Origin of the sequence: Thioclava electrotropha, assembly GCF_002085925.2 — a bacterium.
In the GTDB taxonomy this organism is placed as follows: Bacteria; Pseudomonadota; Alphaproteobacteria; order Rhodobacterales; family Rhodobacteraceae; genus Thioclava; species Thioclava electrotropha.
In genome coordinates, this window is sequence record NZ_CP053563.1 from 11,924 (window position 1) to 29,661 (window position 17,738).

The window sequence follows — 17,738 nt, forward strand, 5'->3', positions numbered from 1 at the left end:
GTCTCAACGAAGCTGCGCCCTTAGAAGCGGTCGCATTAGGTAGCTGAGTACCGACCGCTGCCCGCTCTTGATGTCGACCTGCGCGACCATACCGGGTCGGATCGGATAGGTCTGGTCGCCACGCTCGAGGTAATTGCGGTCTGTCTTGACCATGACCTTGTAGTATTCCTGCTCGCCGGTCTGGGTCTTCTCCTGCACAGTATCCTCAGAAATCTGCGTCACCGTTCCCTTCAGGTCACCGTAGACCGTGTAGTCGTAGGCCGTAATCTTGACGCTCGCAGGCATGCCCGGTGCAATGAAGGCCACGTCGCGCGGGCGCACCCGCGTCTCGATCAGCAATTGGTCGTCGATCGGGGTAACTTCCATGATCGCCTGCCCCGGCTGCACCACCCCACCGAGAGTCGTGATGTTGATGTTGTTCACGCGGCCTGCGACCGGGGAACGGATATCCGTTCGCTTGAACTGATCTTCCTTCTGGATGATGCCCTCTTTTAGAGACGCGAGTTTCGCCTTGCGATCGGCAAGGTCCTTGTAGGCGTCCTGAACGTAGCTGTTACGTGTCTCGGTTTCCTTGCCCACTAGCGTCGCCTTCTGCTGTTCGAGCTTGAGCAGGTCGATCTGGCTCACGGATTGGTCCTTGGTCAGGGGCTGAGTGATATCGATCTGTTTCTGTATCGTCGCCTCTTCATCACGAATGGCCTTAAGCGATTGCTCGAGCTTCTCGCGCCGAGCCTTGAACAGCTTCTCTTCGGTTGCCTCGATCTCTGACATTTTCGCCGGGAACCCGATATCGGGCTTTTCCAGGACCTCCGCCTGCAGACGCGCGATCTCTGCCTCAAGCACTTCCATCTCGGACTTCGTCTGCAGGTAGTCCGAGCGCGCCTGCGTCGGATCCATTTTCACCAGGATCTGTCCCGGCTTCACCAAATCGCCCTCATGCACCATTAGCTTCGAGATGATCCCGCCTTCCAGTGACTGGATCGACTGCAACCGGCTGAGCGGCACCACACGACCATCCCCGCGTGTCACCTCATCGATCTGGGCAAAGCCAGCCCAGATCAGTGCTATGAGCACGCAGCCCGCCACGAGCCGGATCGTGTTGCGCGCGACTTTCAGGGTCTGCCGGCGATGCGTACCGTCGATGAAGCTCGGGTCGATTGCGCTGGAACTGCTCATTTCACTGCCTTCACCTGATTGGCTTGGCCGCGCGCCGCGATCTCGTAAATCTGGCCGAGCGTGCCGTCATGGGCGATCCTCCCGTCCTTGAGGATCACGGCGCGATCGACCAACGACAGCAGCTCCTTGCGGTGCGTCGCGATGATCGTGGTGCGCCCTTTCAACCATGCCTGGAGATGCTCGATCACGTGACGCTCCGTGTTCTGATCAAAGGAGGCGGTCGGCTCGTCCAGAAGCACGACGCGTGGATCCTGCAGAAGTACACGTGCCAGCCCGATTGCCTGACGTTGACCACCCGAGACGTTAGAATTGCCATGGATCTGCAAATCCAGACCGCGCACGTGACGGCGAACGAACACGCCAAGCCCCACGGCATCGAGCGCCGAAAGCAGATCCTCGTCGCTGTGCAGACCGTGATCGAGGAGAAGGTTGTCACGCAGCGTTCCTTGGAAAAGAGCCACGCTCTGCGGCAGGTACCCGATCTGTCGACGCCGATCGATCGGATCGATCTGGCTCAGCGCGAGGTTATCAAGCAGAAGGCTTCCCGACTGGGGCTCGAGATATCCGGCGAGTACGCGCAGCAACGTCGACTTGCCCGCACCGTTGCCGCCAAGCAGCGCGATATGCTCCCCCGGCTCAACCGTCATCTTGCCCATATTGAGGACCGGTTGCGCCTCCGGATCGTGGCGGAACTGTAGATCGGCGAGACCGAAACCTCCCGAAATTTCGGAAGCACGGACGAAGCTGCGCTCCACAGGGCGCTCCGTCGGCATCTCCATAATCGCATCGAGCCCTTCAAGCGCGGCGCGCACGTTCTGCCAGCGCGCCAGAAGCCCGGCGACCTGTCCCATCGGTCGCAGTGCGCGCCCCGAAAGCAAGGTGCAAGCAATCAGAGCCCCGACGGTCATCGCCCCGCCACTGACCCGGTAAACGCCCACGATGACCACACCGGCATAAGCGAATTGCTGAACCGACGACACGAATTGCGAGATCAGCGTCGTCAGTTCCCTGTTGCGGATCGAAGAGGCCGCGATGGTTTCCGACAACTGCCCATAGGCGCGCTGCAAACGGGTCTCCGCGCGCGCAGCTTTGACCGTCTCGAGGTTCGAAACGGTCTCCAGAAGAAGTCCGTTCAGAGCGGAAGCCTCGCGCGCATTTTCACGTGACGCTTTCGCAAGGCGCTTTTGCAATGCGATACCTGGAAAAACGATTGCCACAGCACCGAAAACCGTGACAAGCGCCACGGGACCGCCAATGAAGGCAATGATCGCAATAAAGATGAACACGAAGGGCAAATCGCTGACAGCGGCCACCGTCCCCGAGGTAAAGAACTCGCGCACCGTCGCAAATTCACGGACCTGGTTGGCGAAGACGCCTGTCGATTTCGGCTGATGGGACAGGCGCAGGTTGGTGACCTGCTCGAACAGCTTCGCCGAAAGCTGAAGATCCAGATCGCGGCCGGAAACGTCGATCAGCTTCGCCCGCATGACCCGCAACGCCCATTCGAGGCAGATTGCGAGACCGACACCGCTTGCGAGGATCCAAAGTGTATCGAACGCCCCACTCGGTACCACGCGGTCATAGACCTGCATCGAGAACAGCGAGGTGCCCACCGCCAACAGGTTCGCCACGAGAGCCGCGAGGATCACATCCCGATAGAGGATGGCATTGCCAAGCACCGGGCCAAGAATCCAGTGATGCTTGTCCTGTACCTTCTCACCCAGCCGGTCGGAAAGCACATCGACCGGTCGCGAGAAGAGGGCCATCCCCGCATAGCGGTTTTCCAGCTCTGCGCGCGCGATTTCGAGCCGTCCTCCCCCACTCTCGGGGGCGATGACAATCGCCTGATCCGCTTCTAGTTCCTCAAGGACCAGCGTCTGGCCGTCCTCAAGAAACAGCAGCACCGGAAGCGAGGAAAGCGGAATCTCGTCGAGCGCCACGCGCGCGATGCGGCAACTCATGTTGACCCGGCGCAACGCAACAGCGGCATCCGCTGCTTTGAGCCCTTGGCCAAGCTTGATGAGACCGTCGGTTAGACGTTTCGCATGCGCCTGTATCCCATTGAGGCGGCACAGCTCGACGAGACCGAGGACAAGCGGGTCTTGGCTTTGCGCATTCGTCATGGTGCACCCCCATCAATCCTAAAGTATGTGCTTTATATTCTTTTATCTTTTGTTTGTGGCAATTATAAGGGAGCCAAGCATACCTATAGAGTGAGCTGCCTCGTATTCTGTCTGAAGCCTTTGATTGTAGGTATCGAGTTGGTCGATCTGTGCGTCGTAGAAGTCTCGCGCGGAGGTTAGCACCTCAACGAGCTTGCGCTTGCCGCCACTGAATTGCTGCTCATAACTCTGCCGCACCTTCTGCGCCTGCTGAAGCTGACGGGACTGGGCATCTTCGGTTTTTGCCAGCGAAGCGACCTGCTGCACGTAGGTGCGCAGCTGGTTCTGCAACTTCCGTTCGACCGCGAGCTGGGAGGATTTCGCCGCGGTCAGATCCTGTTGTGCCGCCTGGGTAGCACGCCCACTCAGATCGCTGGCGTCAAAATCGAGCGAGGTGGTCAGACCAATTGATGCCGACCGGCTACGCCCATTATTGAGTTCTTGCAAACCCCGGGCCTTCAGCACGATCTTGGGCTTACGGGCTGCTTTCGCCTTCTTCACGTTTGCCCGTGCGATCGCGACATCCGCCTGCGCCGAAAGGTAATCGGGAGCTTCGATAGTCGCGGTGATCATCTCTGCACTTGACTTGAAGCGATCGGTGACCCGCAGGTCAGGCGGTGTCCTGAGAGTCGTGACCGGATGTCCGATATAGAATTCGAGCTGCGCCAGCGCGGTCTGGCGATCAGCTTCGAGTTGAGCGATCTGGTCCTCCGCGCGGGCCACTTCCAACCGGGCCCGAGCGATCTCGGAACTGTCCGCGACCCCCCCGGCAACCCGGCGATGCGAAACCCCCTCGATCCGTCTCGCGAAAGTCAGATAATCCTGCGTCTTCTGCAGCTTGCGATTGTCGATCGCAACGGCGATGAACAATTGCGACACGTCGAATGCGAGGTCTTCCACTGAACTCTTGAGCTTGGTAACGGCCTTGACCCGCTCCTGTGAAGCACTCTCGATATTACTACGCGCATAGCCCCAGTCGAACAGTACCTGGCTGAGCGTCAGGGACACGGTCGGGATGTTCGCACCAGCGGAAGAGGTATCTCCCGCGAACTGAAAGGACGGCTTAAGTGCATCCTTTGCCGTCTTGATGTCGGTCGTCTTGCGCGCCACCTTCTGACGCATCGATGCCACAGACGCATCCCGGTTCGTCGCGATCTGGAGCGCCTGCTGCAGCGACAGGGACTGTGCGTGAATTGGTGGGGCCATGAACAGGAATACACCGAGTCCGGCCGCAATCAGTCCGGCACGGGTGCGCATCGTCGACGCGATCGAACTTTGGAAAACCGCGCTGCGCATATTCATGCACCGGTCGGGTCAAGAAGGTCCAGAAGGTAGGCGTCGCCGGCCGAGCTGGCGGCGTTCATACCACCGCCCAGAAGATCAGTGCTTCCCGAGCTGTCAGCAAGCATCCCCCCTGACAGGTCCCCTCCTGAGGGAGCCAGCCCGAGAAAATCTGCGACCGCAAGCACGGTCTCAGAAACCGGGCCCGAGCTGCCGGTCGCATCGGTGGAGCCGGTCCCATCTGTCGGGCTCGTACTGCCGCTCGGGTCCGTCGCATCGGTCGGCGTTGTCGGGGTACTGCTATCCGAGGCATGGTCACCACCGGCCGGGACCGTCGAATCTGCCTGGCCCGCCGTGTCTTTCGGATCCGTATGATTGCCCCCGGAGCCCCCGCCACTGTCGAAACCGCTGACAGCAGCGACCGCAATCGGCGCGGATGCGAGCCCGAAGATCATCTGATCGCTCGGAATACCGAAGCCATCCCAACCGCCACCATCGGCATTATCCGCCAAGGACGTATCGGAACCGTCATCCGTCGCGCCACCCGTCGGAGCAGTCAAATCGCCATGTGAGGGATCCATCGCCCCCGGTGTCTCACTATCGACCGTCTTTTCGAGGGGAATCTCTCCGCTGTCGGGAATCTGCGGCTCGGGTGCCAGCATGCCCGACACTTCCGTGGGTCCATTGGGCGTAATGTCGAGGCGACTGTAACCCCCCTCCGGTCCCAAGACGAAAAAGTTCCGGACAGTGACTTCCTGACCATCCAGCAGAGTGATCTGCAGGTCGGAACTTGCTTTCTCGTAATAGGCGATTCCCGGGGCACTCTTCCCGAAATAGATATGTGATGGCGTTCTGAGCGAGACCTCATTTCCATATGTCCGTTGAGGGGTTTCGCTCTCATTGGACATAGTGAAGATTTCGACCGCCATCGGATAACCCTGCAGCTTTGAGACAAACGTTCGGAAGCGTTAGCACCAGTTTTGATGCATTTCAAACTAAAGTATTGCGACACAATGCGCGCAAGATACTTAAAGATGTTTGCATAGTGCTTTGGTGAAGCGCCGCAACTCCAGCGACAAACGTCGCGGAATTGAAGCCCTCCCGGCGACCAACATGAATCGCCGGGAAGGGAGTGCGTCGTTACGCCGTGGTACCGTCGGTCAAGTCGCCGAGCAGGCCATCTGTCAGATCGGTGACGGTGTTGAGCAGGCCCGTATCCGCGCCGCCGAGCAGGCCACCGACCGTGTCGGTCACACCGCTGAGGACGTCGCCCGAACCGCTGTCGAGCATGCCGCCACCTAGGCCACTGACCGTGTCCGTGACGCCGCTCAACAGGCCAGAACCATCCGTGCCACCAAGCAAACCATCGACCGTATCGGTCACGCCACCCAGAAGGTCCGAACCGCCAGCTCCGCCGAGAAGACCGCCGACCGTGTCCGTGACGCCGCTCAGCACGCCAGAACCATCCGTGCCACCAAGCAAACCATCGACCGTATCGGTCACGCCACCCAGAAGGTCCGAACCGCCAGCTCCGCCGAGAAGACCGCCGACCGTGTCCGTGACGCCGCTCAGCACGCCAGAACCATCCGTGCCACCAAGCAAACCATCGACCGTATCGGCCACGCCACCCAGAAGGTCCGAACCGCCAGCTCCGCCGAGAAGACCGCCGACCGTGTCCGTGACGCCGCTCAGCACGCCTTCGACCGTATCGGTCACGCCACTAAGCAGCCCGTCGCTACCGCCACCCGATGCCGCGGAGCCGCCCTGAACACCCTGCCCGGTGAGATCTCCGAGCAAACCGTCGAAACCACTTACTGAGGCGAGGGCGCCATCATTGCCGAGCAAATCGCCGACAACGCCACCAGCCCCCGTCACGTCACCCAAGAGGCCGTTATCGCCGGTGATATCACCCAGCAAACCACCATCGCTTAGGATAGGATCGAGAATGCCATCGCTTGCAGTCGGGGTCGTCGTTCCGTCCCCAAGCAGGCCCACGCCGGTCAGATTTCCGAGTAGGCCATCCGACCCGGTAATGCTGGAAAGAGCGCCATCATTCCCTGCCACGCTCTGAAGCAAGCCGTCCGTCCCAGTAATGCCACCAAGAAGACCATTGTCGCCCACCAGTCCGGTGCCAGCGAGAATGCCTTCGCTGCCGAGCAGACCATTCGGACCGACTACCGGGTCGAGAAGCCCAAGTTGGCCATCGCCATCACCATCGCCGTCACCATCGCCGTCACCATCGCCGTCGCCGTCACCATCGCCGTCGCCGTCACCATCGCCGTCACCATCGCCGTCACCATCGCCGTCGCCGTCGCCGTCACCATCGCCGTCGCCGTCGCCGTCACCATCGCCGTCGCCGTCGCCGTCACCATCGCCGTCGCCGTCGCCGTCGCCGTCACCATCGCCGTCACCATCGCCGTCGCCGTCGCCGTCACCATCGCCGTCACCATCGCCGTCACCATCGCCGTCGCCATCGCCGTCGCCGTCGCCGTCACCATCGCCGTCGCCGTCACCATCGCCGTCGCCGTCGCCGCTGGCGATGGCGGCCAGACCAAGAAGCCCGGCACCAGCTGCAGCGATGATACCCGGGTCCATTCCGGCACCAATACCGCCGATATCAACCGTATCGGTGTTGCCATCGATTTTCGCGAAGGTCCCGTCCGAGAAGAAGAGCCGGCTCACTTCGCCGTCGGGTCCTTTCACGAAGAAATCCTCAACAACGATTTGCTGATCGCCTTTCATAGTGACAACCAGATCCTGTCCGACGCGATCGAAGCGCTGCGCCTCATCGGAAGTCGCCGGAAGCAAAACGTCTTTAGGCGCATCGAGCGCGATCTTCGTGGTCTTCATAGTCATAGCGAATCTCCGTTGGTCCCCTGCTCGTCGGGCCGAAATTACCCAAACGAACACTCTAAGACTGTAAACTACATACTTTGGTCTGTATAAGCCACCACTAGAGCCACACAGTCAATCCCCAGAACGGAAACAACCTGTTTCTCATGTGGCTTTTTGACCATACGTAGGTATGTTAATTGAGGTGCCCACCTCATTTCGTCGCCAGATTCGCCTCGGAAAGTGCCGAAAGTTTGCGGTGACATTCGGAAAGAAAAATAAATATGCTTTGGGCTGGGGCATGAGACCTCCGCACTTCGACAGGATGCGGAGTGCCGGATTTGATGGCGGGAAGGTAAGACTATGGTTCGAGCAGGGCAGGCTCTTGTAATCGCCGCACTTCTAAGTGGTTGCGCAGACACGAACTGGTTGCCGAAGCCCCCGCAGGCCTCCTCGAGCGAAGCTGTGCAGGTTGCGAGGGCCGCGTATGAGGGTGGGGATTACAGCCAGGCGGCAACTCTCTTTGAACGGGCGTCGCAGAAGGACCTGAAATCGGTTCCCGCGCTCCTCGGTCTGGGCAAAAGCTATATCGCACTTGGCCAGCATGTGCGCGCGGAGAACGCGCTCGACCGGGCTCGCGACCTCGCGCCCCGCAATACCGAAGTCCTGACAGAACTGGGCTTTCTGGCCCTCAGCCAGAAACAACCCCGCCGGGCCATCACATTCTACGATGCAGCCCTAACGCATGACGCGCACAACCTGTCGGCATTAACTGGCAAGGCAGTCTCGCTCGACTTTCTGTCTCGCTACGCGGAGGCTCAGGAAGTCTATCAACAAGCGCTTAAATGGTATCCTACCAACTTTGCACTGCTGAGCAATTACGGGTTGTCGCAAGTGTTGTCGGGCAAGATCGGCGAGGGCATCCGGGTGCTCGAGGAATTGGTGCACGACCCAGTCAAGGGCAATGCGGTGCGTCAAAACATGGCACTCGCCTACGTTCTCGACGGCCGAGACGCGGATGCGCGTGCAATCCTGGCCGGATCGATGTCCGACGCTGACGCCGCATCCAAGATCGCTTACTATCGAAAAGTGCGCGTCGACTATAATGCAGGCAAGCCGATCGGGTATCTGGTGTTCAATTGACACCGGCGCCGCGCCCAAACATTGCGACATATACCAAAGTATGTAATATGATCCCAAAAGCCACCAGAGGATCACATGCGCAGGTTTTATCGCTTTCTGAAGCATCAGGATGGGGCGGTCACGATTGAATGGGTCGTGCTGACAGCCTCTGTCGTCGCGCTAGCGGTGTCCGTCGGCTCTTATCTCGACGGAACGATCTTCACTGAACTTAAAGGTATTCTATTGGACGCAGTATCAAACGGAACACAAGCAACCAATTAGTTTGTACTTCCAATTCATATGATCGAAAGTCTATGCTTCACTGACTAAGGTTTGGGAGGCTTGTTCTATGAGCGCCAAAGGTGGGGGGCTCGTTCTATGAACGTCAAAATCATTCTGCTTGTCGCTGTGGGAATGGTGCTGATTGTCGGATCAGCAACAGCAACTCTGGTTGGCATCCAGCATGCCAACGAGCGTGTTGCAGAAGTTCAACGTCGCCTCGACGCATATGGCGACCGCATCCCCGTCCCGGTGCCTGCTCACGAGATCGCTCAGGGCGAGGCCGTCAGCGCTTCCGACTTCAAGACGGTAGAAATCCCCAAATCTCTCCTCCCCGAAGGCATTCTGGATTACTTGCCCAAATTGCCTAAGACCAAAACGGCTTCGTATATCGCATTGAGTGACCTTCAGATCGGCCGAGTCATGCTGCCAATCGACCTTGGCGTCAGGGATGATGCAGGGAGCGCGCCTGGGGAGCTTAGTATTCCTGGGAATAATCTGGCCGTCATAGTGCCCCAAAACCTTTCCGAGATGAGGGACACACTGAAGGAGGGTGGACGTGTCGATCTGTTCTGGCAGCACGATATTGGCGGCGGAACGATCGAAACGCGGCTTTTGGCAGACAATATCCATGTCGTTTCTTTCCTGCGTTCCGAGGGAGAGCCCCCCCAATGGAACAAGGTGCCCGCTGCCAAGGCGACGGCTGTGATGGTGGAAGCGCGCGCCAAGGTCGTCGCGCGTCTTCTGCACGCTAAAACCAGTGGAAAGCTCTGGATCGCATCCGCTCAGGGCATTAGCCGTGCGCGCAACGGGGAAATCGTCGTAGACAACTCCCAGCTTCGGGATCTGCCGCTCGCTGTGCGCAAAGGCACTGCGGCACCGACCACTGAACCCGTCACGGCCCCACAGCGGCTGGCAAATACGTTAGAGAGCCAGATGAACTCGTCCCAGAACGAAAAGCTCTGTTCGCTCTCCGTCGTGCGGCAAGCCACGCGCTCAGTCATCCAGGTTCCTTGTGAGTGAAATGTCGATACCCAAGGACGACTTGAAACTTTGCACCATATCGGACGGCTCGGAGGCCGTTCTGTTGCTGGCATCGCTGATCGCGCGGCTCGAGGGTGTCATGTCCCGCACAGATCTCAGCTTCCTCGAAGCGCCGGATAAGTTGCGTGCCTCGGAAGCGGATGCCTTCGATCTACTCGTCATTGCGCCCTCGAACCTACAGCGCTCGCCCGATACATTACGAGAAATACTGAAGCGCGCCTCCGGTATGAATGCAGAGCTTTTCCTGCTTTTACCCGAAGGTGCTCCACCGCCTGCGAAATTACCCGAGACTGTGAGGCTGCTGTCGGGACCGCCCTTCCCGACCGGCGGGCTCAAAGCGTTGATCGACGCCACATCGCCACATAAAAAGCCAGATGGTCACGACACGAAGCCTCTCTCAGGCCGCCGTTTCCCGCTTCTGCGCAGACGAACTCCGCCCCACTCCGATGCCTTTCCGGCAGCCGATCCGCTTTGCGCGTCCGGCCCTGTAGAGACACTGATTGTTCAAGGAACCTGCGGCGGCGCCGGAGGAACCACCCTTGCCGTCAATCTCGCATCAGAGATCGCGACAAGTAAATCTGATCGGGATGGCGCGCCCGCCGTCTGCCTGATCGACCTCAACATGCAGTTCGGGTGCGTTTCGACCTATCTTGGCTTGCAGGAAACGAGGCGCGTCTCGGACGCTTATCGCAAGCTCCGACAGCTGGACGCCGAAGCCTTCCTCACCTCGTCGCAAGGGGTAGATCCCGGCCTCCTCGTCTTTACCGCGCCGCCCGATCTCGTGCCAATGGACATCTTGGGCGGCAAACCCTTCGAGCAGCTGCTCGATTGCGCCCGTGCCGTCGCGCCGCTCGTCATCATCGACATGCCGCCCATTGTCACGCAGTGGAGCGAACAAGCTTTCAGAACTGCGGACCTGATCCTCAGCGTGAATCTTCTGGAAATACGCGCCGCACAGAATGCCCGGCGCCTCACGTCGATCATAAACAAAATCGGCACACCGCCCGAACGGATCAAGCACCTGCTCAATCGCTCCGAAAAGGTGACCGCACGAGACACGAAGCTGCGGATCGAAAATTTCGAAGCCGGAATCGGCGCGCCCTTCGAAACGTTGTTGCCCGATGGCGGGAATGAGATCGGGGCAGCTAGCGACCTCGGCAAGGTTCTATCAGCCGCGTGTCCGTCCAATCCATTGACCAAATCGATCCGCCAATTGGCACAGCGCATCCCGGTTCGCCCCTCAAAAGGTAAAACGGAATTGCATGAGGTGAACGATGTCGATCTTTGATGACTTCAACGAAGACGCCCCTGGAGACAAAGTCGTCCGGCTCGCAGATACCCGCACTTCGTCCCGGCATGGCACACCGCCAGACAGCCAAACAGAGCAAATCGCAGGCGCCGCGCTACCACGCCCCAGCGCGTCAGATATCGCCCACGAGCCGGGCTCCGGACAGGAGCGGCGCCGCAAATTGGTAGAGTTACGTCAAGCCGCGCATTCGGAGCTTCTAGACACGTTCAACCTTTCGGCGCTCATGCAATTCTCCGAGGATGAGATCAAGTCCGAGATCGGAAACGTCCTCCACGGCCTCCTCCCAAAAACCGCCGTCGCGCTGAGCCGGTCGGAACGCGATCAACTGATAACCGAGTTGTACTACGAGGTGATGGGGCTCGGGCCGCTTGAGGTTCTGCTCAAAGATGACACCGTGTCCGACATCCTGATCAACGGCCCTGAGCAAGTCATGGTCGAACGTTTCGGCATCATTGAAGAGACGGATGTCCAGTTCCAGAGCGAAAGTCACTTGCGTCGGATCGTACAGAAGATTCTCGCCGGTACTGGGCGACGACTCGACGAGTCGGTGCCCTATGTCGATGCCCGCCTGCCCGAAGGTTCGCGCCTGAACGCGGTGATTTCACCGATCGCGCTGGACGGCACGCTGGTCTCGATCCGAAAGCGTCGGCGCGAACAGCTCAGCCTCGAACAGATAGAGTTCAACGGCACGCTCGACGCGCGCATGGCAGCCTATCTGCGCGCAGCAGTCGCCAGCCGCCTCAACATCGTCGTCTCCGGCGGCACCGGCTCCGGTAAATCGACGATGCTCAATGCGCTCTCGGCCTTCATTGGCAAACGCGAGCGCATCCTGACGATTGAGGATACTGCCGAGCTCGACCTGCAGCTGAAACATGTCGGCCGGATGGAAAGTCGCCCCCCGAACGTCGAGGGAAAAGGCGCGGTCACACAACGCGACTGCCTGCGCAACGCCTTGAGAATGCGCCCCGACAGAATCATCGTCGGCGAAACGCGCGGGGAAGAGGTCATCGACATGCTGCAAGCGATGAACACAGGCCACAATGGCTCAATGACGACGATTCACGCGAACTCCGCGCGCGACGCGACGCTGCGCATAGAGAACATGATCGCCATGGCGGGGATCGAGATTCCACTCGCGGCCCTTCGACGTCAGATCGCCAGCGCAATGCACGTCATCATACACGTCGAGCGGTTACAGGACGGAGCACGCAAGGTTATGTCGATTCAGGAGGTGATCGGGTGTGAAGGCGACGTCCTGACGATGCAGGAACTGTTCTATTTCAACCAGGAGGACATCACGCCGGAGGGACGCGTGGAGGGACGTTTCGTCAGCGTCGGCGTCCCTTCATTCTTCGTCGAACATTTCCGGCGCTGGAACGTGGGACTGCCAGACACTATCTTCAGCGAGGCTGGAACATGACCCCTGCGCTCGGCCTGAGTGTGATCATGGCACTGGGCGGCGCGAGCTTACTGGCCGCCGGCCTCGTGTGGTTTGTCGACGAGATTGCGCGGCATCGACAACGGCTTGCCGATCGCTACGCGGGCAGGCAGCCGAACGCAGATACGATATCCACGATAGTCGAGGCACCGCGGGAGCTTCTACGCAGTTCGGAACGCGAGGGGCCGATCTGGCAATTTATCGGGCTCTCACCAACGGCATTCGCTGCCTTTCGGGCAGATCAACCCCGCTTCCTTTGGCCCGCCATCGCCGGCCTCGTCGCCGCGGTCTCACTACTGCTGATGCGACTACTCGGGGCATCGCTGTTCTGGGCCTTACCTTTGATGATCGCGCTTTACGCATCCGGGATCTTCCTCGCGGCACGTATGCACGGACGCCAACGCCTCATCAAGATCGAGGAGCGCTTGCCCGAAGCGCTCGATATCATCGCGCGCTGCCTGCGAATCGGGATGCCGATCAACGCCTCGCTCCGGGTCGTGGCGCAGGATCTAACTGGGATCATCGCGCAGGAATTCACGGTGACCGCAGACCAGATAAGCTATGGCAAGGACATGGTCGGGGCGCTGCGCGAGATGGCCACTCGCACAAACAGCACCTCCCTGCGTTTCCTTGCAGCCGCTGTCGCGATCCAGAGCGAGACAGGCGGGAACCTCGTTGAGGTGGTTGAACGGATCGCCAATCTGGCGCGGGCGCGTATTCAGCTGCAACGCAAGATTCGTGCGATGACTGCCGAGGCGATCTGGTCGGGGCGGTTCCTTTCGGCCTTCCCCGTCGTCGCGAGCTTCCTCATCGCGGTGATCAATCCGTCCTACTTCGACAACCTCTATGACAAGCCGTACCTGATCCCTCTCGTTCTGCTGATCGGGGCGCTTCTGCTCGCGAATATCGTCTTCATGCACCGCCTCGTGAGGTTCGACTGATGCCCGAGCCATGGCTTTTGATTGCAGGCATCGTGGTGGGCGGCAGCTTTCTTCTTCTCGCCAGTGCGCTGCTTCTCTCGGCCCGACTTTCAGAGGAACACGCTCTCGATCCAGCAGAGCTTCACTCCGACCGACTGCTCGCCACCCTGCCGGCGGAACAAGGCGGCACATTGCAGCGCGATCTTGCGAGGGCAGGCTTCGTTCACCCTTCGGCACCGACGATCTTCGGCGTCCTGAAATTCGTAACTGGGGGTGCCTCTGCGATCGCTGGCTTCATGTTCCTCTCGATGATTCCGGCACTGTCGGACATCCCGATCATGACGCGGCTCGGTTTCATTGGCTTCACCTTCAGCCTTGGCTACCTGCTTCCGATGCGCGCGCTGAGCAAACGCGTTGCCGCCTATCGTGTGCGCATTGAACGGGCCGTGCCCGATGCGCTGGACTTGATGCAGATCTGCGTCGATGCAGGGCAATCGCTCGACTTGGCCTTGCTGCGCGTCGCACGTGAATTGGGGGCAGTGCATCCAGAACTTGCGGCGCATTTCGCCTGGGCGAGCGAGGCGGTGGCGGCAGGGCTCGATCGCGAAGCCGCCTTCATGAAGATCGCGGACGAGACCGGTAACGACGATCTGCGATTGCTCGCAATGACACTCGTTCAGGCAACAAAGCTTGGCACACCGATTTCGCGTACGCTGCGCGTCTTCGGAAATGACCTTCGCGATCACCGCCTGCGGAAGGTTGAGGAGAAGGCAAACGTGCTGCCCACGAAAATGACCTTGGGCACGATGCTCTTTACCGTACCGCCGCTTCTGATCCTGCTGCTTACGCCAGCGATCGTCCGTCTTTCCGATATGCTCTGACTGGAGGCACCATTGTCTGAGATAACTGCATTCTGGAAAGGGTCACAGTCCCACGAACGCAGTCGCCGCCGTGCAGAGCGGGGAGGCCTCGATCTCATCTGCACCGCGATCATCGGCTTTGCACTCCTTGGCTTCATCGATCCTGCCCTGTGGCGTGACATGCCCGAGGCGCCCTATATGTTGGGCTTGGTCCTCGCGCTCGCTGCCTTCGGTTTGAGCCGACGAGGAAGCACCTATCTGCAAGCTGTATTGATCGCACTCGCTCTCGGGCTGGGATTGGTATTGCTCGAGATCACACGCCTCGGCGCAGAACCGGTTTCAGCACTCTTGCTGTATCTCGCGGGGATCATGACCGGCGGGCTCGTGATCGGGAGCGAGCGGTATCTTCCCGCGCTTGGCCGTATCGGAGACAGGTCTGCCCTGCTCGGGTTCACGGCGCGCTGGCAGTTTCTCGTCGCAATGACCCTGGCCGTGCGGTTTTCCCTGTTCGCGATGGGGCGTAGTCAGGCCAGTGCAATCGACCTGCTGCACGCCGAGTTGGGCGCGCTCGTGGCCCTGACGCTGCTTCATTTCGCGCGAATTGCACAGGACCGCGAACGCAGGCGCCGTTCGGGTAATATGCCGCCTGGACTCCTTATCGGTCTCTGCGCGGCCGGCGTGCAGCTGCTGGAGCTCGTCGGGCTCCTGCCGGCGGATTGGACCTTCGCGATATCAACCGTCGTGATCGTCAGCCTCATGCCCGCAATGATCGTCGGCGGCGCCCTGCGCAGTGCACCACTTATCGCAGCATTGCTCGCAACACAGATCGGCATGATCTTCATGAGCGCGGCCCAAGCAGTCACTCTCTGGCCCGACGAAGCGTTCAATGCCGGCGCCCTCATCATCCTGTTCACGCTGGTCAGTCTCGCCGCACGACTCGATGAATGGTCCTTTTCGAACGAGGACCTGACAGGGCTGAGCGCACGGTTTCAGGATCAGGCCGAAAGCTGGCTCGTACGCTTAGACTTCGATAACAAGACCGCCTCGCTCCCTTTGGCAGATATGTCGCAAGCGCATGAGATTTCCTTCGCAAACTTTTTTCATGCCTCTCACCCGGCGAAACTGCTCGCTTTCATGAGCCAGATGGAAACTCGCTCGTTGCGGGAGCGTACCGAACCACTCGAGCTCGCTTTCGAATTGCGGGTCACGCTGGACGATACAGGGCCGCGCCCGGTCACCGCGCATGTCATGTCTCTGGAAGCCGATCACGCCTGGCTCGCTTTACGGGCGCTGCGCGACGATGAGGATCTTGCCTTGCGTCTCGAAAATGCGGAATCCCGCCTGGCCGCAATGCGCGTCCGCGAGGAGCGTCTTCTCTCCATTGCATCGCATGAAATGCGCACTCCGGTGACAATCATCGCCATGCTTGCCGAAGAGCTCAAATCCGGAGCGAACTGGAAGGAAGTCGAGTTCAGTTTCGAGACGAGCCTTGAACGGCTCACCCGGATCCTGGACGACCTGCGCCTGACAAACGAGGATACCGCCCGGCCCGACACGTTTACTCTGGGCGAGATCGGAAAGCAGCTGCTTGACGTCTTCGGGGGCGCCGCCACGGCACGCGGCATCGAATTGCGTCTGGCTCTATCCCAACATGCCGACACGCTTCTGCGCGGAGATCCCGCGCGAGTCCTGATCGCGGTTTCTAAAGTCGTTCACAACGCGATCGTACATTCAAAGGGCACGGAAGTCGTGATTGGCGCCATGCTGACCTCCGAGAACGAAGAGGCTGGAGAGATCACATGGATCATCAAGGATGACGGCTGCGGCGTGCCTCCAGAGACCCGAGAGGCGCTCTTCACCCCCTTCACCGGCAAGGAGAGCGCTGGTTTGGGTACAGCGGAAGGTGTCGGAATCGGTCTCTATACAGCCCGCAAAGCGATCCACCTGCTCGGCGGTGACATTCGCCTCGAACGATCGAGCGCCGAGGACGGCACCGAGTTCGTTATCACTCATCCAGTTCGGATTACGGCAGAGTTGAACGAGAATGGCAGAGATAAGATGACACAGGAAAATACAACCATCGACCACCCCGACCGCACGGCGTTGTTAGTCGAAGACAACGTTCTCGTGGGGGAACTCACGACGAATAGGCTGGGCCGTATCTTTGGGAAGGTTCTATGGGCCGAAGCCGGCACGACAGCGCTAGAGCTGTTTCGAGAGAATAAGCCCGATATGATATTTGTGGATCAGCTGCTACCCGGCCTGCAAGGAAACGAGTTGATCCGGCAGATCCGCCAGATCGACGCCGAGGTACCGATCGTCGGCGTGACAGCATCGACCATGGGTTCGGAATGCGAAATCCTGGAGGAGGCAGGCGCCAATATAGCCGTCGAAAAACCGCTTAGCTTCGCCCAGATCCAACTCATGGTCGCGGATTTCCTAGGTCACAAAGAACTTGGCTCAAACAAATGACAGAGCGAATGATGTAGGCCTCCGAATGGTGAGCTACTCCCCGTCTCTTGGACAGGATCTGGCGTAATTTAAGCTACTCTTTGCACCTGCTGATCGGGTTGGTTGATATCATGTCTCTGCCAATAGACCAGCGCCGGTGGCTTGCCGCCGAGGGCTGAGTGAGGGCGCTGGTGGTTGTAGAAGGTCATCCATTTCCGGATCGCCGCCTTTGTCTCCGATCCTGTCTCCCAGGCATGCAGGTAGACGCATTCGTATTTCAGGGTTCGCCACAGCCGCTCGATGAAGATGTTGTCGAGGAATCGGCCTTTCCCATCCATCGAGATGCGCACGCCCGACCGGCGGAGCCGATCCGTCCAAGCGAAGGACGTGAACTGAGAACCCTGATCCGTATTCATTATCTCGGGCGGGCCGAACTTGTGGATGGCTTCGTTCAGCGCCTCGACACAGAAGTCGGCCTCCAGGGTGTTCGAGATCCGCCAAGACAGAACCTTGCGGGTGTGCCAGTCCATGATCGCCACGAGGTAGAGGAACCCGCGCCGCATGGGCAGGTAGGTGATATCCGAGCACCAGACCTGGTTCGGGCGATCCACTCGCAGACCTCGCAGCAGGTAGGGATAGGTCTTGTGGCCCTTTGCGGGCCTGCTGGTGTTGGGCTTCTGGTAAATCGGCATCAGCCTGTCAACGGCGGAGTGAAATCCGGCCATTGGGCGGCGCAATAACCGGCCACTTCGGGTTTGGGCGCGACGCGCGCCATGAGGCGGCGGCCAGTCAGCCGCGCTTCCCAGATAGCTGGCGGTTGACTGGCCGCCTTGGCCCGTGAGGGCCAAGCCTTTATCGGCTGGA

12 protein-coding genes and 2 pseudogenes are annotated in these 17,738 nt (G+C 59.7%); 7 read left to right on the top strand and 7 right to left on the bottom strand.

All coding sequences use genetic code 11. The features are described 5' to 3' along the window. Positions 1-3: 3 nt before the first annotated feature. From AKL02_RS20465 to AKL02_RS21325, 6 genes and pseudogenes are all read right to left on the bottom strand, one after another. The gene (locus tag AKL02_RS20465) at positions 4-1,176 is read right to left on the bottom strand and encodes a beta-barrel domain-containing protein (RefSeq protein ID WP_083080071.1); all 1,173 of its coding nucleotides are present in this window, start codon (positions 1,174-1,176) and stop codon (positions 4-6) included. Further along, positions 1,173-3,299 carry a type I secretion system permease/ATPase gene (locus tag AKL02_RS20470; RefSeq protein WP_083080074.1) on the bottom strand — a complete coding sequence of 709 codons (2,127 nt, stop codon included), beginning with the start codon at positions 3,297-3,299 and terminating at the stop codon, positions 1,173-1,175. Before AKL02_RS20470 ends, AKL02_RS20465 begins: the two co-directional genes overlap by 4 nt. Positions 3,300-3,341: 42 nt before the next feature. After that, entirely contained in the window at positions 3,342-4,640 is a 1,299-nt protein-coding gene (locus tag AKL02_RS20475) for a TolC family protein (protein ID WP_083080077.1), read from the bottom strand. Next, entirely contained in the window at positions 4,637-5,548 is a 912-nt protein-coding gene (locus tag AKL02_RS20480; RefSeq protein ID WP_133052013.1) for a BapA/Bap/LapF family prefix-like domain-containing protein, read from the bottom strand. The genes AKL02_RS20475 and AKL02_RS20480 overlap by 4 nt, the downstream gene beginning before the upstream one ends. A gap of 211 nt (positions 5,549-5,759) precedes the next feature. After that, on the bottom strand, positions 5,760-6,695 hold the full coding sequence (locus AKL02_RS20485; RefSeq protein WP_198453317.1) for a hypothetical protein: 936 nt from the start codon (positions 6,693-6,695) through the stop codon (positions 5,760-5,762). 636 nt (positions 6,696-7,331) lie between these two features. Continuing rightward, positions 7,332-7,475: pseudogene (locus AKL02_RS21325) on the bottom strand (hypothetical protein); the annotation flags it as partial. 339 nt (positions 7,476-7,814) lie between these two features. On the opposite strand from AKL02_RS21325, the gene AKL02_RS20495 reads away from it, so the two are divergent. The 7 genes from AKL02_RS20495 to AKL02_RS20525 all read left to right on the top strand — a co-directional run bounded on the left by AKL02_RS20495 (position 7,815) and on the right by AKL02_RS20525 (position 16,895). Continuing rightward, on the top strand, positions 7,815-8,594 hold the full coding sequence (locus AKL02_RS20495; RefSeq protein WP_083080085.1) for a tetratricopeptide repeat protein: 780 nt from the start codon (positions 7,815-7,817) through the stop codon (positions 8,592-8,594). A 357-nt stretch (positions 8,595-8,951) separates the two neighbouring features. After that, positions 8,952-9,875: an SAF domain-containing protein gene (locus AKL02_RS20500; RefSeq protein WP_083080087.1), complete on the top strand. Its 924-nt coding sequence runs from the start codon at positions 8,952-8,954 to the stop codon at positions 9,873-9,875. A 1-nt stretch (position 9,876) separates the two neighbouring features. Continuing rightward, positions 9,877-11,184 carry a CpaE/TadZ family protein gene (locus tag AKL02_RS20505; RefSeq protein ID WP_083080090.1) on the top strand — a complete coding sequence of 436 codons (1,308 nt, stop codon included), beginning with the start codon at positions 9,877-9,879 and terminating at the stop codon, positions 11,182-11,184. Next, positions 11,177-12,625, top strand: a complete 1,449-nt coding sequence (locus AKL02_RS20510; RefSeq protein ID WP_408648151.1) for a TadA family conjugal transfer-associated ATPase — start codon at positions 11,177-11,179, stop codon at positions 12,623-12,625. The genes AKL02_RS20505 and AKL02_RS20510 overlap by 8 nt, the downstream gene beginning before the upstream one ends. Further along, the gene (locus tag AKL02_RS20515) at positions 12,622-13,584 is read left to right on the top strand and encodes a type II secretion system F family protein (RefSeq protein WP_083080096.1); all 963 of its coding nucleotides are present in this window, start codon (positions 12,622-12,624) and stop codon (positions 13,582-13,584) included. Before AKL02_RS20510 ends, AKL02_RS20515 begins: the two co-directional genes overlap by 4 nt. Beyond that, positions 13,584-14,444, top strand: coding sequence for a type II secretion system F family protein (locus AKL02_RS20520; protein ID WP_083080099.1), 861 nt, complete (start codon positions 13,584-13,586; stop codon positions 14,442-14,444). The genes AKL02_RS20515 and AKL02_RS20520 overlap by 1 nt, the downstream gene beginning before the upstream one ends. A gap of 12 nt (positions 14,445-14,456) precedes the next feature. Beyond that, entirely contained in the window at positions 14,457-16,895 is a 2,439-nt protein-coding gene (locus AKL02_RS20525; protein ID WP_083080102.1) for an ATP-binding response regulator, read from the top strand. A 68-nt stretch (positions 16,896-16,963) separates the two neighbouring features. On the opposite strand, the pseudogene AKL02_RS20530 reads toward AKL02_RS20525, so the two are convergent. After that, positions 16,964-17,560: pseudogene (locus tag AKL02_RS20530) on the bottom strand (IS3 family transposase); the annotation flags it as partial. Positions 17,561-17,738 lie beyond the last annotated feature (178 nt).